Here is a 17,484-nt window from a genome sequence, read left to right as displayed (position 1 = left end):
GCTCTCCCTTGAAGAATGGCGCGCAGTATATATCGCGAAAGGGAGTTGCGAGCATTCGCAGTACAGCATCCGCCATGAAAACTCTTATAGGAGCTGAAGAATAGTCCGACAGTCGGTACTTATCCTCTCTTACGCAGGACATACACCCGCCACATGGCTGAGCCGGGCATGAACTCCTGTTGACCGAGGACCTTGAAACCCGCCAGGCGAAACTCCGCCTCCACTTGCGCCCGGTGGCTGGCAACTGCCGCCGGGCCAGGCTGCAACGCCCGGTAGCCGCTGTCGCTGTTGACCGAAACAATTACCGTGTCGCGGCTTACCCGATGAAACTCACCGAGCAGGGCCAGGCGCCCTTCTGCCGTTGGCACATGGCGAAACAACTCCAGGCAAAAAATGCAGTCCACCGCGTTGGCCGAAAGGCCGATGGAAAATGCCGAGCCCTGAAAGGTCTTGATCCGCTTGAGCAAGCCCGGCGCGTGGTGGGTACGGGCGTGGTCGAGCATGTCCTGGGAATTGTCCGACGCCAGGATCACCCGGTTGCTGTGCTCGGCCAGCACCGGCCAAAAGCGCCCGGAGCCGCACGCCAGGTCGAGAATCAGCCCTGGCTCGCCGGCGATCTTCAGTGCACGGCGCACCAATTGCTCATCGCGCCACAACCCCAGGCGCCGCAACAGCCCCGGCGGACGCGTGTCGGCGCAGACCAGGGCATGCTGCTGGCCAGCGCGTTCGGCAAATTCAATCTCGATGGAAGACGGCGGTTGCGACGGCATCACACGACTCTGTTAATGGATCAGACATTCGCAGCTTAACCACCGTCTCGTGAAAAAAAGGTCGAAGGATTGTTCGCCGTTAATGCAGAACCAGTATCCAGCCCGCTGCCTGTCTGTTAACTGTCTGTGATCAGCGCCTTCATCTTCAGGCCTGGTGCAGATACCAGCGCCAATCCTGCTCGCCCACCTCGCCCATGAACTGACGGTATTCGGCCCGCTTGACCGCCAGGTACACGCCGAGGAATTCGCCGCCGAACGCCTCACGCGCCCAAACCGAGCCTTCAAGCGCACGCAAGGTGGTCAGCCAATCGGTGGGCAGCAACTCCTTGGCCTGGGCATAACCGTTGCCCTCCACCGGCGCGCCGGGGTCGCGCTGTTCGCGGATGCCCCGGTGGATACCGGCCAGAATCGCGGCCGCCGCGAGGTACGGGTTGGCGTCGGCGCCGCAGATACGGTGTTCGATATGCCGGGAAAACGCCGGCCCGCCGGGCACCCGCAGCGTGACGGTGCGGTTGTCCACGCCCCAGGTCGCGGCCAGCGGCGCGTAGCTGTTGGTCTGGAAGCGTCGATAGGAGTTGGCGTTGGGGCAGAACATCAGCAACGAGTCGAGCAAGGTGCTGAGCATGCCGCCCACCGCGTGGCGCAACAGCGGCGTGCCGTCGGGCGCTTCGCTGGCAAACAGGTTATTGCCGTCGCGGTCGGCCAGGCTGACGTGCATGTGCATGCCGGTGCCGGCCAGATCGTCAAACGGCTTGGCCATGAAACACGCGGTCATCCCGTGCTTGTGGGCTACGCCCTTGACCAGGCGCTTGTAACGCACCGCCTCGTCCATGGCTTGCAGGGCATCGCTGCGATGTTCCAGGGTGATTTCCACCTGGCCCGGGGCGTATTCGGAAATCGCCGTGCGCGCCGGGATACCCTGGAGTTTGCAGGCGCTGTAGAGGTCGGCGAGGAACGGTTCGATCTGCTCCAGCTCCCGCAGGCCGTAGACCTGGGTCGAGCGCGGGCGCCCGCCGTCGACATCCCGCGCCGGTTGCGGGCGGCCGTTGCTGTCGGGTTTCTGGTCGAGCAAATAGAACTCCAGCTCCGCCGCCATCACCGGGTAATAGCCGTCGGCCTTGAGGTCGTCAATCACCCTGGCCAGCAGGTGCCGGGGATCGGCCACGGTAGCGGGCATGCCTTCGGTGGGGTGCATGCTGACTTGCACTGCTGCCGTCGGGATCAGGCGCCACGGCATGCGCTGCAAACTGCCGCTGACCGGGTAGGCGCGGCAGTCGATATCACCGACTTCCCAGACCAGCCCGGAGTTCTCCACGTCGTCGCCATTGATGGTCAGGCCGAGGATGGTACTCGGCAGCGGCCGGCCACTTTCATAGACCGCCAGCAGTTCATCGCGGTGCAGCAGTTTGCCGCGAGGCACACCGTTGTTGTCGAGGATGAACAGCTCGAACATCTCGATATCCGGGTTCTGCTCAAGAAAGGACTGGGCTTCGTGCAGGGTGGCAAAGGGCGTGCTCATGGGCATTCTCATACGTTCGCGTCAGGCAGGCGCGCGGGCGCTGCCGGGCAGATGCGCGGGGCATCCATTCGGGCAAATCAACGTAGGAGAAAGGTGTCCGGTGGGCGCGCGTGGCGGCAGTGCCAGAGCGCCCAGAAGGCGAGTTCGGAAGGGAGGGCATCAGCGGTGACTCGACGACGATCCGGACGGCTGGACGCGGTGGCGCCTGGCGATGTCTCAGGGTGTGTGTCGGGGGAACCGTCCATGCGGGATTCACAGTAAAGAGATGCCGGGCAGCCTCACACGCGAGGTTAAGCCGTTAAATCCAGTCTTGATGGAGTTTGGTTGTGCCGTGGCTAAACATTTGCAAATAATGGCGGCCCTGCCCATGCCCAAGGACCCGACCGCATGAAAGCATTGCTGACCCTTTCCCTGCTGGCCGGCCTGTCTGCCCAGGCTCTGGCCGACAGCCCTGCGTCGCGCCTGGATGAAGTGCTCCAGCGCGGCGAAATGAGCGTCTGTACCACCGGCGACTACAAGCCCTACAGCTATTTACGCCCGGACGGCAGCTACGAAGGCATCGACATTTCGATGGCCCAGTCCCTGGCCAAGAGCCTTGGGGTGCAGGTGAAGTGGGTGCCGACCACCTGGAAAACCCTGATGCCGGACTTCCTGGCCCAGCGCTGTGATATTGCGGTGGGTGGTATTTCAGTGTCCCTGGAGCGGCAGAAAAAGGCGTTTTTCAGCCAACCATTGGGCGTCGACGGCAAGATCCCGCTGGTGCGTTGCGCCGATGTGCAGCGCTATCAGACGGTGGAGCAGATCAACCAGCCGCAGGTACGCGTGATCGAGCCTGCGGGCGGCACCAATGAAGTATTTGCGCGGGCGCATTTGGGCAAGGCACAACTGACGCTGTTCCCGGATAACGTGACGATTTTCGAGGAACTGCTGGCGAACAAGGCGGACGTGATGATCACCGACGCCAGCGAGGCGCGGTATCAGCAGAAGCTCAAGCCGGGACTGTGCGCGGTGAATCCCGAGCGGTACATGCAGTACAGCGAAAAAGCGTTCCTGCTGCCCCGCGATGATGTCGCATGGAAGAGTTATGTGGACCAGTGGCTGCACTTGAGCACGGTGACCGGCGTGTACGACGGCATCATCAATCAGTGGCTGGCTGCGCCCTGACCAGCTCGACAAACGCCTTGCACGCCGCACTGCGATAGCCTCCCCTGCGGCTGAGCAACGCCGCCGTGCGTTGCGGCAACGGCGGGCTCAGCGGCACCGCCTGCAACCCCGGCTGCACCTGGGCAATCGCGCTGGGCAGGATGGTCGCCAACTGCGTATTTCGTACGATTTCGATAATCGCGCTGATGGAATTGGCCTCCATGGTAATCAGCGGTTTCACCGCCTGGCTGCGAAAATACTCATCGATATAGCGACGCGTGGCGAAGCCGGCATTCAGCAGCACCAACGGCTGCTGGAGCCACGACTGTCGATCAATGCCGGGATGACCGGCGCTCACCACTACGCTCAACGCCTCGACAAACACCCCTTCACACTCGATATCCGGCAAATGCTCGCCGGTAAAACCGATGCCGATATCCAGCAAATCCTCCGTCAGTGCCGCCTCCATGCGGTCCTGGGTCAGCTCCTCGACACTCACTGTAATCCCCGGATACAGCCCGTTAAATCGCGCCAGCAGCGGCCCGATCAGGTAGGCGGTAAATGTCGGCGTCATCGCCAGGCGCAAGCTGCCACGGCTCAGGTCCTGCACGTCATGCATGGCGCGGGTGCCGGCCTGCAGATCCTGCAAGGCCAGGCGCGCAAACCGCACATAGGCCTCGCCTGCATCGGTCAGGCTGACGCTTCTGCCGGAACGGTCCAGCAGTAGCGCACCGAGAGTGTCTTCCAGTTGCCGGATCTGCTGCGACAAGGTCGGCTGCGACACATGCAGCGCCTCCGCCGCCCGGGTGAAATTACGGTGCTCGGCAACGGCCAGCAGGTAGCGGATATGACGCAGCAACATGGAAGGCGCTCCAACTATAGGCATGACTTATAGAAACCATAATAATCCGGTCTTGGACGCTATAGCTGAAAACTTCCATCCTTGCCCCATCAGCGACGCAAGGAGAACCACCATGCAAGATCTCATCGACGGCTTTCGCAAGTTCCAGGGTGAAGCCTTCACCCAACGCAGCGACCTGTTCAAACACCTGGCTACCACGCAAAACCCCGGCACGTTGTTCGTGTCTTGTTCCGACAGCCGCGTAGTCCCGGAACTGCTGACCCAGCAGGAACCCGGTGACCTGTTTGTGATCCGTAACGCCGGCAACATCGTCCCGTCCTACGGGCCGGAGCCTGGCGGCGTGTCGGCCACCGTCGAATACGCAGTGGCCGTTCTCGGCGTCAGCGACATCGTGATCTGCGGCCACTCCGACTGCGGTGCCATGACCGCGATCTCCACCTGCAAATGCCTCGACCACTTACCCGCCGTGGCCAACTGGCTGCGCCACGCCGAGTCGGCCAAGGTGATCAATGCCGCCCGCACTCACGCATCGGATGCCGACCGGCTGAACTCGCTGGTACGGGAAAACGTGGTCGCCCAACTGGCCAACCTCAAGACCCACCCTTCCGTGGCCCTGGCCCTGGAACAAGGCCGGCTGAGCCTGCACGGCTGGGTCTACGACATCGAAAGCGGCGCCATCGACGCCCTGGATGGCCGCAACGGGCGCTTCATGTCGCTGCTCGACCACCCGGCCACCCGTGCCCACGCCGCCTGAACCTTATTCAAACCCAAGAGGACATCACCATGCTGCAATCCCAATTCGCCCAATCCCCACGCCTGGCCCTGGCCGACACCGTCATCGACATCAAGGCGCGCAAGAACCTGTCATGGCAGGACCTCACCGACGGCACCGGCCTGAGCCTGGCGTTCGTTACCGCCGCCCTGCTCGGCCAGCATCCGCTGCCCAAGGACGCTGCTGATGTGGTCTGCGACAAGCTTGGCCTCGACCAGGACGCCAGCCGCCTGCTGCAAACCGTGCCCCTGCGCGGCAGCTTTCCGGGCGGCGTGCCGACGGACCCGACCATGTACCGTTTCTATGAAATGCTGCAGGTCTACGGTTCGACCCTCAAGGCCCTGGTGCACGAACAATTTGGCGACGGCATCATCAGCGCGATCAACTTCAAGCTGGACATCAAGAAGGTCGAAGACCCGGACGGCGGCTCCCGCGCGGTGATCACCCTGGATGGCAAATACCTGCCGACCAAACCGTTCTGATTTGCCGGCAAACCGTCTACGCTCTTGGCACACCAACAAGATCGAGGGACGGGTAATGAAGGCAATGCTCCGAGCCACCTGGCTGCTGCTGTTATGTGTTGGCCAGGTGCACGCCGCCACCGCTGAGGAGGCGGATGCCCAAGCCGCCAAGGCCTTGCTGGAAAAGGCCTTGGCGTATTACCAGACGAATGGTGACAAGGCTTTTGCGGCGTTCAGCCGCCAGGGTGAATTCGTCGACCAGGACCGTTATGTGTTCGTGGTCAACACCAAGGGCGTGCTGCTGGCGAGTGGCGGGCCCTCTTCCGCGTTGATCGGGCGCAATGTTTCCGAGGTACTGGGGCCGGATCTGAACAAATCGTTCAAGGAGGCGTTGGCGGTGCCGGAAGGCAGTGGCATCCAGCAGGCCGATTACCGGTGGCAGAACTGGAATGACGGCAAGGTGGAGCGCAAGCATGTGTATTACCAGCGCGTCGGGCAGCGGATTTTGGCCGTTGGCTACTACCTGCCGCGGGCGACGCCGGAACATGCCAGAGCGCTGCGAAACAAAGCCGTCAAGGCGCTGGAGAAAGACCCGGTTGGAACGCTCAAGGCGATCAACGCCATGCAGGGTGGTTTTCTACAGGACGATTTGTATGTGTTTGTGGTTGACCTCGACACCCAGCGCTACGTGGCCCATGGCACGACTCCGCGGTTGGTGAATACGGATTTCAGCAAGATCAAGGATCCCGACGGGAAGCCGGTGGGTGAGCCGATCCTGGCGGTCATGGCCGAGCAGGATCAGGGGGAATACAAGTACCGCTGGAAAAATCCGGTGACCGGAAAGGTTGAGAACAAGCATGCGTATTTGCGCAAAACCGGACATTTCATGGTGGCTGTGGGGTATTACAGCCCGTGAAGGTCAGCTATTTAAATGCTGGAACGCAATCGAATGTGGGAGCGGGCTTGCTCGCGAATGCGGTGTATCAGCCAACCTATTTATCAACTGACAGACCGCATTCGCGATCAAGCCCGCTCCCACATTTAATCTTCATTGTTCCAACTATTTGGCCTTGTCTTCCCGACCCCGCAACACGCGATCAGGCATGGCAATCGCCGCCGCCAACCCCAACAACGACACCCCGGCACTGACCATCAGCAAATGCCTGAAGGTAATCAACAACTCCCCCCGCAAGACATCCTGCGCCGGCCCAGGCGCAGCATTCAAGCCATCCAGCAGCACATTCCCCGAACTCCCTTCCGCGACCAGCGCCCCACTGGCCAGGTGCGCAAAACTGGAGTCCTGCAACAACGCCAGCAACAGCGCCGACATGCATGCCACCCCAACCGCACCGCCCAGGGAACGGAACAGGTTGGTGGTGCTGGTCGCCACCCCGATATCCCGCTGCTCCACCGAGTTCTGCGTACCCACCAGGGAAGTCGGAAACTGCATCCCGGCGGCAATCCCGCACAGCAACATAAACAGACTGGTGACCGCCACCGCCTGAGGCGCACTCAACGCCATGCCGAAAATCGCGATCGGGCTCAGGAAGGCGCCAATCAGGATCATCGGTTTATAACGCCCGGTCACCGAGGTCATGCGCCCGGCAAAATACGCCCCCATCGGCAAACCCATCGCCAGCGGCAGCAAATGCAAGGCGGCACTGTCGGCACCGGAACCGGTGACGGTCTGGTAGCGCAGCGGCATCAGCACTGTCAGGGAAATCGCCTGGAAACTGGTAAAGAAAATCGTGCACCAGCACAACACCGCGCTGCGGTTGGCAAACAGGTGCATCGGCAACAAGGGCTCCCGCGCCCGACGCTCGTGCCACACAAACACCGTCAACGCCACCACGGCACAGACCAACAGCCCCAGCACTTCATCGTCGCGCCAATGATGGCCCTGGCCGATTTCGGTGATACCCAGCAACAGCGCCGTCAAACCGACGATCATCAGCACAGTGCCGAGGTAGTCGATCACCGGCTTGCGTTGCGGCACCGGCAGCCCCACCAGCGTGCGATGGGCCACCCACCAGGCGCCCGCGCCCAGCGGCAGGTTGATCAGGAACACCCAGCGCCACGACAGGTACTCGGTCATGTAGCCGCCCAACACCGGGCCGGCCACGCTCGCCACCGCGTACATGCTGCTGAAGTAACCCTGGTAGCGCCCGCGCTCACGGGGCGGAATAATGTCGCCGATAATCGCCTGGCTGACCGAAATCATCCCGCCAGCACCGATGCCCTGGAGGATCCGCGCCAGCACCAGTTGCTCCATGCTCTGGGCCATGCCGCAGAACAGCGAAGCAAGGGTGAACAGGCCCATGCCGATCAGCATCATCGGCCGGCGCCCGTACAGGTCGCCGAGCTTGCCGTAGATCGGCACGGCCACGGTCATTGCCACCATGTAGCCGGAGATCACCCAGGCCAGCAGGTTGACGTCATGGAACTGGGCGGAAATCGCCGGCATGGAGACGGCGACGATGGTCTGGTCCAAAGCCCCGAGAAAGATCGCCATCATCAAGGCGACAAGGACACTGCGCACGGCGGGTGTGGCGGGCTGATTGAGGTTGGTCACGGCAGAACCTGCGAGCAAGGGCCCGCGGGAAAAGGAGGCCCACGGGAATGCTCGTCAGTGTACTAGATAGCTGACTATTCGATAGCCTCGTAAGGAAGTCCGACGTAATTTTCTGCAATGGTTTTACGACCGGCTTCGGAGTCGACGAAGTATTCCAGTTCGCTCTGGGCGATGCGCTGGCTGAAGCCGTCCGCCTCAGGGAATTGGTGCAACATCGAGGTCATCCACCAGGAAAACCGTTCGGCCTTCCAGATCCGCCGCAGGCAAATCTGCGAGTACTTCTCCAGCAATTCCACTCGGCCCTCGCGATACACCTTGAGCAGGATATTGAACAAGGTGCTGACATCGCTGGCCGCCAAGTTCAGGCCCTTGGCGCCGGTGGGCGGCACAATGTGGGCGGCGTCGCCGAGCAGGAACAGGCGGCCGTACTGCATCGGCTCCACCACAAAACTGCGCAGTGGCGCGATGCTCTTTTCGATGGACGGGCCGGTCACCAGTTGCTCGGTGAGTGAGCTGGGCAAACGGGCTTTCAGTTCATCCCAGAAGCGCTCATCGGACCAGTCGTCCACCGACTCATCGGCCGGCACCTGCAGGTAATAACGGCTGCGGGTCGGTGAACGCATGCTGCACAGCGCAAAACCGCGTTCGTGCTTGGCGTACACCAGTTCATCGTGGATCGGCGGGGTGTCGGCGAGGATGCCCAGCCAGCCAAACGGATAGACCCGTTCAAAGACTTTCAATGCCTCGGTGGGAATCGACTGGCGCGCCACACCGTGAAAACCATCGCAGCCAGCGATGTAGTCGCAGTCCAGCCGGTAATGCTCGCCTTTATGTTCGAAGCTCAGCCACGGCTCCGGGCTTTTCAGATCATGGGGCTGCACGTTGCCGGCTTCATACAACGTTGTCGCGCCGCTGGCCTGGCGCGCGGCCATCAGGTCGCGGGTGACTTCGGTTTGCCCGTAGATCATCACCGTCTTGCCGCCGGTCAGCGTCTTGAGGTCGATATGGGTCAGTTGCCCATTCAGCGCCAGCTCAAAGCCCTCATGCACCAGGCCTTCGGCATCCATCCGCGCACTCACGCCGGCCTGGCGCAGCAGGTCGACCATGCCTTGTTCCAGCACCCCGGCACGGATGCGCCCTTGCACGTAATCCGGCGTCTGGCGCTCAAGAATCAGGGTTTCGATCCCGGCGTTGTGCAACAGTTGCCCGAGCAGCAGCCCCGAGGGACCGGCGCCGATGATGGCGACTTGGGTTTTCAGCGTTTTCATTATTTTTATGGCCCGCAAGCTTCATCCGAACGTATCCGGTGAAAGAGTTGTCATTGAAGGTGTTGCTGGCATTTTTCACTTGAGTGCCCGGCATAAGAAGGTGAAAACTGAGCCCAAAGCTGCGCTTTTCGCCAATTGGGGCGATTACCGCACAACTCTCCCGAAGTATCGGATGAAGCCATGACCAAAACTGCCAGTGCCGCGATTCCAGTGTTCAAACTCTACGGTGAGAGCCAGCAATGGCCGACCCCGGATTTGTTGCACTGTGAAACCATCTCCCGGCGCAGCCGTGAGTACCAGTGGGAAATCCAGCCCCACCGGCATGCGGACCTGTGCCAGTTGCTTTACGTGCACAAAGGCCAGGCACAACTGGAGATCGAGGGGCAGCGCAGCACCCTGAATGAATCGACGCTGCAGGTGCTGCCGCCGTTATGCGTGCATGGCTTTCGCTTTTCCGAAGACGTCGAGGGGTTTGTGGTCACGCTGGCCGCGCCGCTGATGGCGCATTTGCAGGGGCAGCTGGGGGCTGCGCTGGATGGCCTGAACGCCTTGGGCAGCTACCCTGCCGGTAACGACAGTGACTACCTCAACAGCCTGTTTGCGCGCCTGCAGGAGGAGTACGCCAGCGACCAACCGGCGCGAGACATGATGATGCACGCCCTGGTCAGCGTGCTGCTGGTGTGGATCAGCCGCCAGGCCATCCAGCGCCGCCATCCACGGGCACCGCGGGGCCGCGAATACTTCCGCCGGTTCACCCAGCTGGTAGAGCAACATTATCGCGAGCACCCGAAAATCGAAGACCTGGCCCACAAGCTCGGGATCTCGGTCTCACACCTGAACGGTACGTGTCGGGAGTTGGGCGGGCAGCCCGCGTTGCAGATCATGCACGACCGCCAGTTGCTGGAAGCCAAGCGCCTGCTGACCTACACCAGCATGACCATCAATGAAATGTCGGAGGTGTTGGGCTTTTCCGACCCGACCAACTTCTCACGGCTGTTTCGCCGACGCGTCGGGTTCTCCCCGAAGGCGTTTCGGGAGCAGTTGAAAGCCGACCAGGACGCTAGCGAAGCGAACTGAAGGCAGCCATGTGGCCAACGCATTGACCGTGATTGCAGCTGGAGGCGAACCCCGGCTGCATGCGGGTCTGTTCGACGCGGTAGGCGGCAGTGCCATAGAGCGCGGTGGCGGCGGCGCACAGGGTGAAAATCATCAGGTACTTTCTTGTTTTGATCGACATGATGCTGACCTCTGATCCGATCAAGAAGGTGCTTTGATAAGCATAGGTCAGCTGGGGCAAGTCGCCATTATCGGGCGACATTCAACCTGTTTATGTCGGCTTAGAGACCGACGTCCCACACCGGCTCTTCCGGAAACCTCAATACCAGGAAATCCAGCAGGCTGCGCAGCGCCGCCGGCATATGCTTGCGCGAGGCGTACACCGCGTAGATGTTCATCTGCTGCGGCTCGGCCTCGGGCAACAAGCGGATCAACTCGCCACTGCGGATGTAGTCGCCCGCCTGATAACTCGGCAGCCGCGACACCCCTGCTCCCGCCAGCGTCACCCGCAATAAGGTACTGGCCTCGTTGGCGCTGATATTGCCCTGCACCGGCACCGACACCGGCTCGCCGTTCTCCATGAAGTGCCACAGGCTTTTGCCGAAGTAGGAGTGGGTCAGGCAATTGTGCCGGGCCAGGTCCTGTACCTGCCGCGGCTGCGGATGCTCCAGCAGGTAAGCGGGCGATGCGCAGATCACCGAACGGCACAGCGTGAGGCGGCGGGCGATCAGGTTGGGGTCCAGCTCGAAGCTGGTGCGGATCGCCAGGTCGATGCGCTCATCCACCAGGTTCACCGTGCGATCAAGCATCTGCATATCGATGTTGACCAGCGGATAGCGCTTGACGTATTCGGCCATGGCATCGGCCAGCTGTGCCTGGCCGAACGAGGTGCTGACACTCAGGCGCAGCAGGCCTCGAGGCGCTTCGTCGGGTTCGCTGACGGCGGCCTGCATGTCGCTGCACAACTCCAGCATCTGTCGGCAACGGGGCAGGGTTTCGCTGCCGGCGGCGGTCAGGCTGAGCTTGCGGGTGGTGCGGTGCATCAGGCGCGCGCCGACCCAGTCTTCCAGCTCCGCCAGGTAGCGCGACACCACCGGGCGCGACAGGTCCAGATGGTCGGCTGCCGCCGACTGGCTGCCCAAGTCCACCACCGCGACAAACACCCGCATTGCTTGAAGACGATCCATGATTTGCCCGCTTTTAGAAACAAACTATGTCCAAGCATCGCATTTTTTGTAGCGTTTGGTGCAACTAAGCTCTGTCCACACCTTACCGATGACTGGAGCTGCACATGTTTGGATTCTCCCCGCTCAAGCGCGTGGCCCTGGCCGCCGCCTCCCTGGCCTTCGCCGCGCACGCCATGGCGGCCGACCTGACCCTGGACGCCTACAACCCGGGCGAAACCGCGATGATGCCGGTCACCTCGGTACTGGTCAGCGGCGACAAAGATGCGATCCTGGTGGACGCCCAATTCGGCAAGACCCAGGCCGAGCAACTGGTGCAAAAAATCCGCGCCAGCGGCAAGCGCCTGACTACCATCTACATCAGCCACGGCGACCCGGACTACTACTTCGGCCTCGATACCCTGACCGCCGCCTTCCCCCAGGCCAAAGTCCTGGCACCGCAGCCGGTGGTGGACCATATCAAGGCCACCGTTGAACACAAACTGGCGTTCTGGGGCCCGAAACTGGGCGCGGACAAGCCTGGCAAAGCCGTCATTCCCCAGGTGCTTGAGGGCCACAGCCTGACCCTCGAAGGCAAGCAGTTGGAGGTGATCGGCCTCGACGGCGCACAACCGGACCGCACCTTTGTGTGGATCCCGTCGATCAAGGCGGTGGTCGGTGGTGTAGTCGTCGCGGAAAACATTCATGTGTGGATGGCCGATACGCAGACCGCGAAGTCCCACACCGATTGGCTGGCCACCCTGCAACGTATCCAGGACTTGAAACCGCGCACCGTGATTCCGGGTCACTACCTGGGCACGCCGTCGCTCAAATCCGTGGCGTTCACCGCCGACTACATCAAGGCCTTTGACGAAGAAACCGCCAAGGCCAAGGACTCCGCCGCCCTGATTGCGGCGATGCAAAAGCGTTACCCGAACCTGGGTGACGAGAGCACCCTGGAACTGGGCGCCAAAGTCGCCAAGGGCGAAATGCAGTGGTGAGTTGATTCAACCCTTAACCGTACTGGAGAACGTCATGAGCAAGATCGCAATCATTGGTGCCACCGGTCGTGCCGGTAGCCAACTGCTGGAAGAAGCGCTGCGTCGCGGGCACACCGTCACGGCCATCGCACGTAATACCGACAAGATCGGGGCGCGCCCTGGCGTCACCGCCAAGCAAGTCGATGCGCTGGATGCCCAGGCGCTGGAACAGGCCATCCGCGGCAACGACGTGGTGATCAGTGCGGCGCACTTCGCCACCCTGCCTGCGGAAGCAGTGATCGACCCGGTGAAAAAAGCCGGCGTGAAGCGCCTGCTGGTGGTCGGCGGTGCCGGTTCGCTGTTGTTGCCGGGCGGCAGCCGAGTGATCGACAGCCCGGGCTTCCCCGAGGAATACAAAGCCGAAGCCAGCGCCGGCAGTGTTTTCCTCGATACCCTGCGCCAGGAAAAAGACCTGGACTGGACCTTCCTGTCGCCTTCGGCGGAGTTCGTCGAGACCGCACGCACCGGCACATTCCGCCTGGGCCAGGATGAATTGCTGGTGAGCAGTGAAGGCCGCAGCTGGATCAGCTTTGCCGACTTTGCGATTGCGCTGATTGATGAAGTGGAAACACCGAAGCATTCACGCCAGCGGTTTACCGTCGGCTACTAAGGCTGACGCGCACTAAAAATGTGGGAGCGGGCTTGCTCGCGAATGCGGTGTGTCAGTCAACAGATGTATTGGCTGACCCGGCGCCTTCGCGAGCAAGCCCCCTCCCACATTTTGATCTTCATTGTGACGGCGACTGTGCCTGGCTCACCAGCCAATCCATAAGCTGCTCCAACCCCGCCGAGGGCTCAGTGCCCGGCGGGTACACCAGGTAATACCCCATCCCCGTCGGCACCCGTAGTTCAAACGGCGTGGCCAACCGCCCCGCCTTCAGGTCCTCGCCAATCAGCGCGCTGTCGCCAATCGCCACGCCCGAGCCTTGGGACGCCACCGTCATCGCCAGGTCCAGGGTTTCAAAATGATGCCCCTGGGCCAGATTGCTCAAGCGTGTATTCGCCGCTTTCAACCACAACGCCCAATCGCGCTCATCCCGCGTAGGGTGCAACAACACCTGTTGCTGCAAATCGGCGGGCGTGTGCAAGTCACCGAGCAAGGCCGGCGCGCACACCGGTGTCAGGCGCTCATCGAACAGATGCCGGGCCTGGGCCGACTGCTCGGCAATCGGCGCGTAGATCACCGCGGCATCGAACTGCTCGCGGCGAAAGTCGACGGTATAGGCCACGGTGGTGGTCAACTCCACCGGCACATCCGGGCGTTCCTGCTGCCACTGCATCAGGCGCGGCAACAGCCAGCGCATCACGCAGGTGGAGGCCTTGAGCTGCAAGGTCTCGCGGCGGGTGCCGATCTGCTCCACCGCCTCGCCGATCAGGCCGAACACCTGCTGCGCCCGCAGTGACCATTCGCGGCCCTCTTCGGTGAGGCTCAAGCCACGAGCCTGGCGCTGGAACAGCGCATAGCCCAGATGACTTTCCAGCCCGGCGATCTGCCGACTCACCGCGCCCTGGGTGATGTGCAATTGCTCGGCGGCTCGGGTGAAGTTGCAGCACTGGGCCGTGACCCAAAAGGTGTGCAGGGCCGGCAGCGGCGGAAGACGTTTCATAAGGGCGCAGCCATGACGTGAGGACATGGCTAGTATGACTTTTTATCGATTGTTGCCGCTACGGGCCAGCCGTTCCAATACGGGCCTTTATCAACAATAAGAGCGACGACAATGGCGACCTGCGGCGAAGTATTGGTCAACCTGCTGGAAGGCTACGGCGTGGACCAGGTGTTTGGCATCCCCGGCGTGCACACCGTGGAACTCTACCGGGGCCTGGCGCGCTCGAGCATCCGCCACGTCACCCCGCGCCACGAACAGGGCGCCGGCTTCATGGCCGACGGCTATGCGCGCACCAGCGGCAAGCCCGGCGTGTGCTTCATCATCACCGGCCCCGGCATGACCAACATCACCACCGCCATGGGCCAGGCCTACGCCGACTCGATCCCGATGCTGGTGATCTCCAGCGTGCAGTCCCGCAGCCAGCTGGGCGGCGGGCGCGGCAAGCTGCACGAGCTGCCGAACCAGAACGCGATGATCGCGGGCGTGGCGGCGTTCTCCCATACCTTGATGTCGGCGGCCGAGTTGCCCGGTGTACTGGCCCGGGCATTTGCGCTGTTCCAGGCCGGACGACCGCGCCCGGTGCATATCGAAATCCCGCTGGACGTGCTGGTGGAAAACGCCGACGCGTTGCTCGGCAGCGAACCGGTCAGCGTTTCCCGCGCTGGCGCTGCGCCGTCGGCGGTCAAGCAGATGAGCCAGTTGCTCGCAGCGGCGAAACGTCCGCTGATCCTCGCCGGTGGCGGTGCCATCGACGCGGCCGCCGAGTTGACGCAGCTGGCCGAAGCCCTCGGCGCGCCGGTGGCGCTGACCATCAACGCCAAGGGCATGCTGGCCGCCAACCACCCGCTGCTGATCGGCTCGACCCAAACCCTGGTCGCCACCCGCGCGCTGGTGGCCGAGGCAGATGTGGTGCTGGCGATCGGCACCGAGCTGGCGGAAACCGACTACGACGTGACCTTCGCCGGCGGCTTCGACATTCCCGGCGCCCTGCTGCGCATCGACATCGATTCCGACCAGACCGTGCGCAATTACCCGCCGCAAGTCGCGCTGGTAGCCGACGCGCAAATCGCTGCGCAGGCACTGCTTGCCGAGCTGGGCAACAAACCCCTGGCCGCCCGCGACAGCAACTGGGGCGCCCACCGCGTCGCCCGCCTGTGGAGCGAACTGGAACCCACCTGGGACGCCGCCACCCGCGCGCAAACCCTGTTCCTCAACACCGTCCTGGACGAACTGCCCGACGCCGTACTGGTGGGCGACTCCACCCAACCGGTGTACACCGGCAACCTGACCCTGAACCTCGACCAACCGCGCCGCTGGTTCAACTCCTCCACCGGCTACGGCACCCTCGGCTACGCCTTGCCGGCGGCCATCGGTGCGTGGCTGGGGCGCGGCAACGGTGCGCCGGTGGTGTGCCTGATCGGCGACGGCGGCCTGCAATTCACCCTGCCGGAACTGGCCAGCGCCGTGGAAGCGCGCACGCCGGTGATCGTGCTGCTGTGGAATAACCAGGGCTATGAGGAGATCAAGAAATACATGGTCAACCGCGCCATCGAACCGGTGGGCGTGGACATCTACACCCCGGACTTTATCGGCGTGGCCAAGGCCCTCGGCGCTGCTGCCCAGCGCGTCCAGGGTGTTGAGGAATTACGCAGCGCCTTGCGTGCCGCGACTGATCGCCAGGGCCCGACGCTGATTGAAATCGACCAGGGGCTTTGGATGAAGGAGGTGGCGGTATGAGCGCGGTATTGAATGGGCTGTTTATCAATGGCGCGTGGCGTGCCGGCCATGACGTGCTGGACGTGATCAACCCGGCCACCGAGGCCACCCTGGCCCAAGTGAGCGTGGGTGATGCAGGCGCGGTGACTGAGGCCATCGGCGCCGCCAGCGCGGCCTTCCCGGACTGGTCGAAAAGCACCGGCCGCGACCGCGCCGCGCTGTTGCGCAAGATCGCCGAGGGTGTGAGCGCAGAGCGTGAACACCTGATGCAACTGCAATCGAGCAACAACGGCAAGCCGCTGTTTGAAGCCGGCATCGATGTGGATGACGTGATCGCCACCTTTGCCTATTACGCGAACCTGGCCGACGAAATGGACGCCACCCAGGACCGTCCGGTGGTACTGCCCACTGAGGATTTCAGCGCCCGTGTACGCCGTGAACCCTGCGGCGTGGTGGGCCTGATCGTGCCGTGGAATTTCCCGATGGTGACCACCGCCTGGAAACTCGCCCCCGCGCTGGCGGCCGGTTGCTGCGTGGTGCTCAAGCCTTCGGAAGTGACGCCGCTGGCAGAGCTGGAACTGGCCCGGATCATCGCTTCGGTGGGCTTGCCTGTCGGTGTGTTCAACCTGGTCTGCGGCACTGGCCTGGCGGTGGGCGCGCCGATGGCGGCTGACCCACGGATCGCGAAAATCTCCTTCACCGGCAGCAATGCCGTGGGCGTGCAGGTGATGCAGCGCGCCGCCGAAACGGTCAAGGGTGTGAGCCTGGAACTGGGCGGCAAATCCGCGTTGCTGGTGCTGGCGGACGCCGACCTCGACCTGGCCGTGGAACTGGCCTGCGGCGGTGGTTTCTTCAACGCCGGGCAGATGTGTTCCGCCACCAGCCGGGTGTTGGTGGCCGACGAACTGGCGGACGAGTTTCTCACCCGCTTGCAGGCCAGGGCCGAGAGCATTCGCGTGGCGGACCCGTTTGCCGAAGACGTGGAAATGGGCGCATTGGTCAACCGTGCGCAGTACCAGCGGGTGCTGGGGCATATCGAACGTGGCGTGCAAGCCGGCGCGAAGCTGCTGTGTGGCGGCGGGCGCCCGGCGGATTTGCCTCATGGGTATTTCATTCGCCCGACGGTCTTCACTGAAGTGCCGTTGGACAGCGCGTTGTGGAACGAGGAGATCTTCGGCCCGGTGCTGTGCGTGCGCAGTTTTGCCAATGAGGCCGAGGCGGTGGCGCTGGCTAATGACAGTGAGTTTGGTTTGGTGGCCAGCGTGCTGAGTGGCAACCTGGAAGCGGCTGAGCGAGTGGCCAATGCTTTGCAGGTGGGTTTGGTGTGGATCAATGCGCCGCAGGTGATCTTCCCGCAAACGGCGTGGGGTGGTTACAAGCAGAGCAGCATTGGCCGGGAACTGGGGCCGTGGGGGTTGCAGGCGTTTCAGGAGATCAAGCATGTGATCCGGGCGGTGTAGAAACACTCAAGAGCACCACTGTTCCCTGTGGAAGCTGGCTTGCCTGCGATTGCGGTCTATCAGACACAGATGTGT

General features: G+C 62.6%; 17 protein-coding genes. 9 read left to right on the top strand and 8 right to left on the bottom strand.

Going from position 1 to position 17,484, the window contains the following annotated elements; translation table 11 throughout:
• Positions 1-119 precede the first annotated feature (119 nt).
• Positions 120-770, bottom strand: coding sequence for a class I SAM-dependent methyltransferase (locus HX786_RS18390; RefSeq protein ID WP_003210665.1), 651 nt, complete (start codon positions 768-770; stop codon positions 120-122).
• A gap of 145 nt (positions 771-915) precedes the next feature.
• Entirely contained in the window at positions 916-2,289 is a 1,374-nt protein-coding gene (locus HX786_RS18385) for a glutamine synthetase family protein (RefSeq protein WP_003210664.1), read from the bottom strand.
• Between the two features lie 387 nt (positions 2,290-2,676).
• Between HX786_RS18385 and HX786_RS18380 the strand changes: the two genes are divergently transcribed.
• Positions 2,677-3,453 carry a transporter substrate-binding domain-containing protein gene (locus HX786_RS18380; protein ID WP_008437921.1) on the top strand — a complete coding sequence of 259 codons (777 nt, stop codon included), beginning with the start codon at positions 2,677-2,679 and terminating at the stop codon, positions 3,451-3,453.
• Here HX786_RS18380 and cynR read toward each other — a convergent pair.
• Positions 3,428-4,294 (bottom strand): transcriptional regulator CynR, encoded by an 867-nt coding sequence (gene cynR / locus HX786_RS18375; RefSeq protein ID WP_178912430.1) that lies wholly within the window; start codon positions 4,292-4,294, stop codon positions 3,428-3,430. The genes HX786_RS18380 and cynR overlap by 26 nt on opposite strands.
• 112 nt (positions 4,295-4,406) lie before the next feature.
• On the opposite strand from cynR, the gene HX786_RS18370 reads away from it, so the two are divergent.
• From HX786_RS18370 to HX786_RS18360, 3 genes are read left to right on the top strand one after another with little or no spacing between them, the layout of a single operon-like run.
• Positions 4,407-5,048: a carbonic anhydrase gene (locus tag HX786_RS18370; protein WP_177008933.1), complete on the top strand. Its 642-nt coding sequence runs from the start codon at positions 4,407-4,409 to the stop codon at positions 5,046-5,048.
• Between the two features lie 29 nt (positions 5,049-5,077).
• The gene (gene cynS / locus HX786_RS18365) at positions 5,078-5,548 is read left to right on the top strand and encodes a cyanase (protein ID WP_003210659.1); all 471 of its coding nucleotides are present in this window, start codon (positions 5,078-5,080) and stop codon (positions 5,546-5,548) included.
• A 55-nt stretch (positions 5,549-5,603) separates the two neighbouring features.
• A complete protein-coding gene (locus HX786_RS18360) occupies positions 5,604-6,443 on the top strand; it encodes a cache domain-containing protein (protein WP_003210658.1) in 840 nt (279 codons plus the stop codon).
• Between the two features lie 144 nt (positions 6,444-6,587).
• On the opposite strand, the gene HX786_RS18355 is transcribed toward HX786_RS18360, so the two are convergent.
• Together HX786_RS18355 and pobA are read right to left on the bottom strand one after the other, a co-directional pair.
• A complete protein-coding gene (locus HX786_RS18355) occupies positions 6,588-8,099 on the bottom strand; it encodes an MDR family MFS transporter (protein WP_178912429.1) in 1,512 nt (503 codons plus the stop codon).
• Between the two features lie 74 nt (positions 8,100-8,173).
• The gene (pobA, locus tag HX786_RS18350) at positions 8,174-9,358 is read right to left on the bottom strand and encodes a 4-hydroxybenzoate 3-monooxygenase (RefSeq protein WP_177122690.1); all 1,185 of its coding nucleotides are present in this window, start codon (positions 9,356-9,358) and stop codon (positions 8,174-8,176) included.
• A 189-nt stretch (positions 9,359-9,547) separates the two neighbouring features.
• Here pobA and HX786_RS18345 point away from each other — a divergent pair, with 189 nt between their 5' ends.
• Positions 9,548-10,444, top strand: coding sequence for a helix-turn-helix domain-containing protein (locus HX786_RS18345; protein ID WP_003210655.1), 897 nt, complete (start codon positions 9,548-9,550; stop codon positions 10,442-10,444).
• On the opposite strand, the gene HX786_RS18340 is transcribed toward HX786_RS18345, so the two are convergent.
• Together HX786_RS18340 and HX786_RS18335 are read right to left on the bottom strand one after the other, a co-directional pair.
• On the bottom strand, positions 10,428-10,604 hold the full coding sequence (locus HX786_RS18340; protein WP_162835184.1) for a hypothetical protein: 177 nt from the start codon (positions 10,602-10,604) through the stop codon (positions 10,428-10,430). The genes HX786_RS18345 and HX786_RS18340 overlap by 17 nt on opposite strands.
• A gap of 100 nt (positions 10,605-10,704) precedes the next feature.
• The gene (locus HX786_RS18335) at positions 10,705-11,610 is read right to left on the bottom strand and encodes a LysR family transcriptional regulator (RefSeq protein ID WP_003210653.1); all 906 of its coding nucleotides are present in this window, start codon (positions 11,608-11,610) and stop codon (positions 10,705-10,707) included.
• A 104-nt stretch (positions 11,611-11,714) separates the two neighbouring features.
• On the opposite strand from HX786_RS18335, the gene HX786_RS18330 reads away from it, so the two are divergent.
• Positions 11,715-12,587: an MBL fold metallo-hydrolase gene (locus HX786_RS18330; protein WP_102368312.1), complete on the top strand. Its 873-nt coding sequence runs from the start codon at positions 11,715-11,717 to the stop codon at positions 12,585-12,587.
• A gap of 34 nt (positions 12,588-12,621) precedes the next feature.
• A complete protein-coding gene (locus HX786_RS18325) occupies positions 12,622-13,236 on the top strand; it encodes an NAD(P)-dependent oxidoreductase (RefSeq protein ID WP_177035889.1) in 615 nt (204 codons plus the stop codon).
• A gap of 118 nt (positions 13,237-13,354) precedes the next feature.
• Here HX786_RS18325 and HX786_RS18320 read toward each other — a convergent pair whose 3' ends face one another.
• Positions 13,355-14,233 (bottom strand): LysR substrate-binding domain-containing protein, encoded by an 879-nt coding sequence (locus HX786_RS18320; RefSeq protein WP_177028549.1) that lies wholly within the window; start codon positions 14,231-14,233, stop codon positions 13,355-13,357.
• Positions 14,234-14,344: 111 nt separating this feature from the next.
• On the opposite strand from HX786_RS18320, the gene HX786_RS18315 reads away from it, so the two are divergent.
• Together HX786_RS18315 and HX786_RS18310 are read left to right on the top strand one after the other, a co-directional pair.
• Positions 14,345-15,970 (top strand): 5-guanidino-2-oxopentanoate decarboxylase, encoded by a 1,626-nt coding sequence (locus HX786_RS18315; RefSeq protein ID WP_178912428.1) that lies wholly within the window; start codon positions 14,345-14,347, stop codon positions 15,968-15,970.
• Complete coding sequence (locus HX786_RS18310; protein ID WP_178912427.1) at positions 15,967-17,409, top strand: aldehyde dehydrogenase family protein; 1,443 nt, start codon at positions 15,967-15,969, stop codon at positions 17,407-17,409. Before HX786_RS18315 ends, HX786_RS18310 begins: the two co-directional genes overlap by 4 nt.
• Positions 17,410-17,484 lie beyond the last annotated feature (75 nt).

This window comes from Pseudomonas sp. 21615526 (genome assembly GCF_013386245.1).
GTDB lineage: Bacteria > Pseudomonadota > Gammaproteobacteria > Pseudomonadales > Pseudomonadaceae > Aquipseudomonas.
This window is presented reverse-complemented; position numbering and strand designations above follow the sequence as displayed.

Excerpts from the sequence above, each read along its gene's own strand:
- HX786_RS18390 (WP_003210665.1), bottom strand. The coding sequence starts at position 770 with ATGCCGTCGCAACCGCCGTCTTCCATCGAGATTGAATTTGCCGAACGC.
- HX786_RS18385 (WP_003210664.1), bottom strand. The coding sequence starts at position 2,289 with ATGAGCACGCCCTTTGCCACCCTGCACGAAGCCCAGTCCTTTCTTGAG.
- HX786_RS18380 (WP_008437921.1), top strand. The coding sequence starts at position 2,677 with ATGAAAGCATTGCTGACCCTTTCCCTGCTGGCCGGCCTGTCTGCCCAG.
- cynR (WP_178912430.1), bottom strand. The coding sequence starts at position 4,294 with ATGTTGCTGCGTCATATCCGCTACCTGCTGGCCGTTGCCGAGCACCGT.
- HX786_RS18370 (WP_177008933.1), top strand. The coding sequence starts at position 4,407 with ATGCAAGATCTCATCGACGGCTTTCGCAAGTTCCAGGGTGAAGCCTTC.
- cynS (WP_003210659.1), top strand. The coding sequence starts at position 5,078 with ATGCTGCAATCCCAATTCGCCCAATCCCCACGCCTGGCCCTGGCCGAC.
- HX786_RS18360 (WP_003210658.1), top strand. The coding sequence starts at position 5,604 with ATGAAGGCAATGCTCCGAGCCACCTGGCTGCTGCTGTTATGTGTTGGC.
- HX786_RS18345 (WP_003210655.1), top strand. The coding sequence starts at position 9,548 with ATGACCAAAACTGCCAGTGCCGCGATTCCAGTGTTCAAACTCTACGGT.
- HX786_RS18340 (WP_162835184.1), bottom strand. The coding sequence starts at position 10,604 with ATGTCGATCAAAACAAGAAAGTACCTGATGATTTTCACCCTGTGCGCC.
- HX786_RS18335 (WP_003210653.1), bottom strand. The coding sequence starts at position 11,610 with ATGGATCGTCTTCAAGCAATGCGGGTGTTTGTCGCGGTGGTGGACTTG.
- HX786_RS18330 (WP_102368312.1), top strand. The coding sequence starts at position 11,715 with ATGTTTGGATTCTCCCCGCTCAAGCGCGTGGCCCTGGCCGCCGCCTCC.
- HX786_RS18325 (WP_177035889.1), top strand. The coding sequence starts at position 12,622 with ATGAGCAAGATCGCAATCATTGGTGCCACCGGTCGTGCCGGTAGCCAA.
- HX786_RS18320 (WP_177028549.1), bottom strand. The coding sequence starts at position 14,233 with ATGAAACGTCTTCCGCCGCTGCCGGCCCTGCACACCTTTTGGGTCACG.
- HX786_RS18315 (WP_178912428.1), top strand. The coding sequence starts at position 14,345 with ATGGCGACCTGCGGCGAAGTATTGGTCAACCTGCTGGAAGGCTACGGC.
- HX786_RS18310 (WP_178912427.1), top strand. The coding sequence starts at position 15,967 with ATGAGCGCGGTATTGAATGGGCTGTTTATCAATGGCGCGTGGCGTGCC.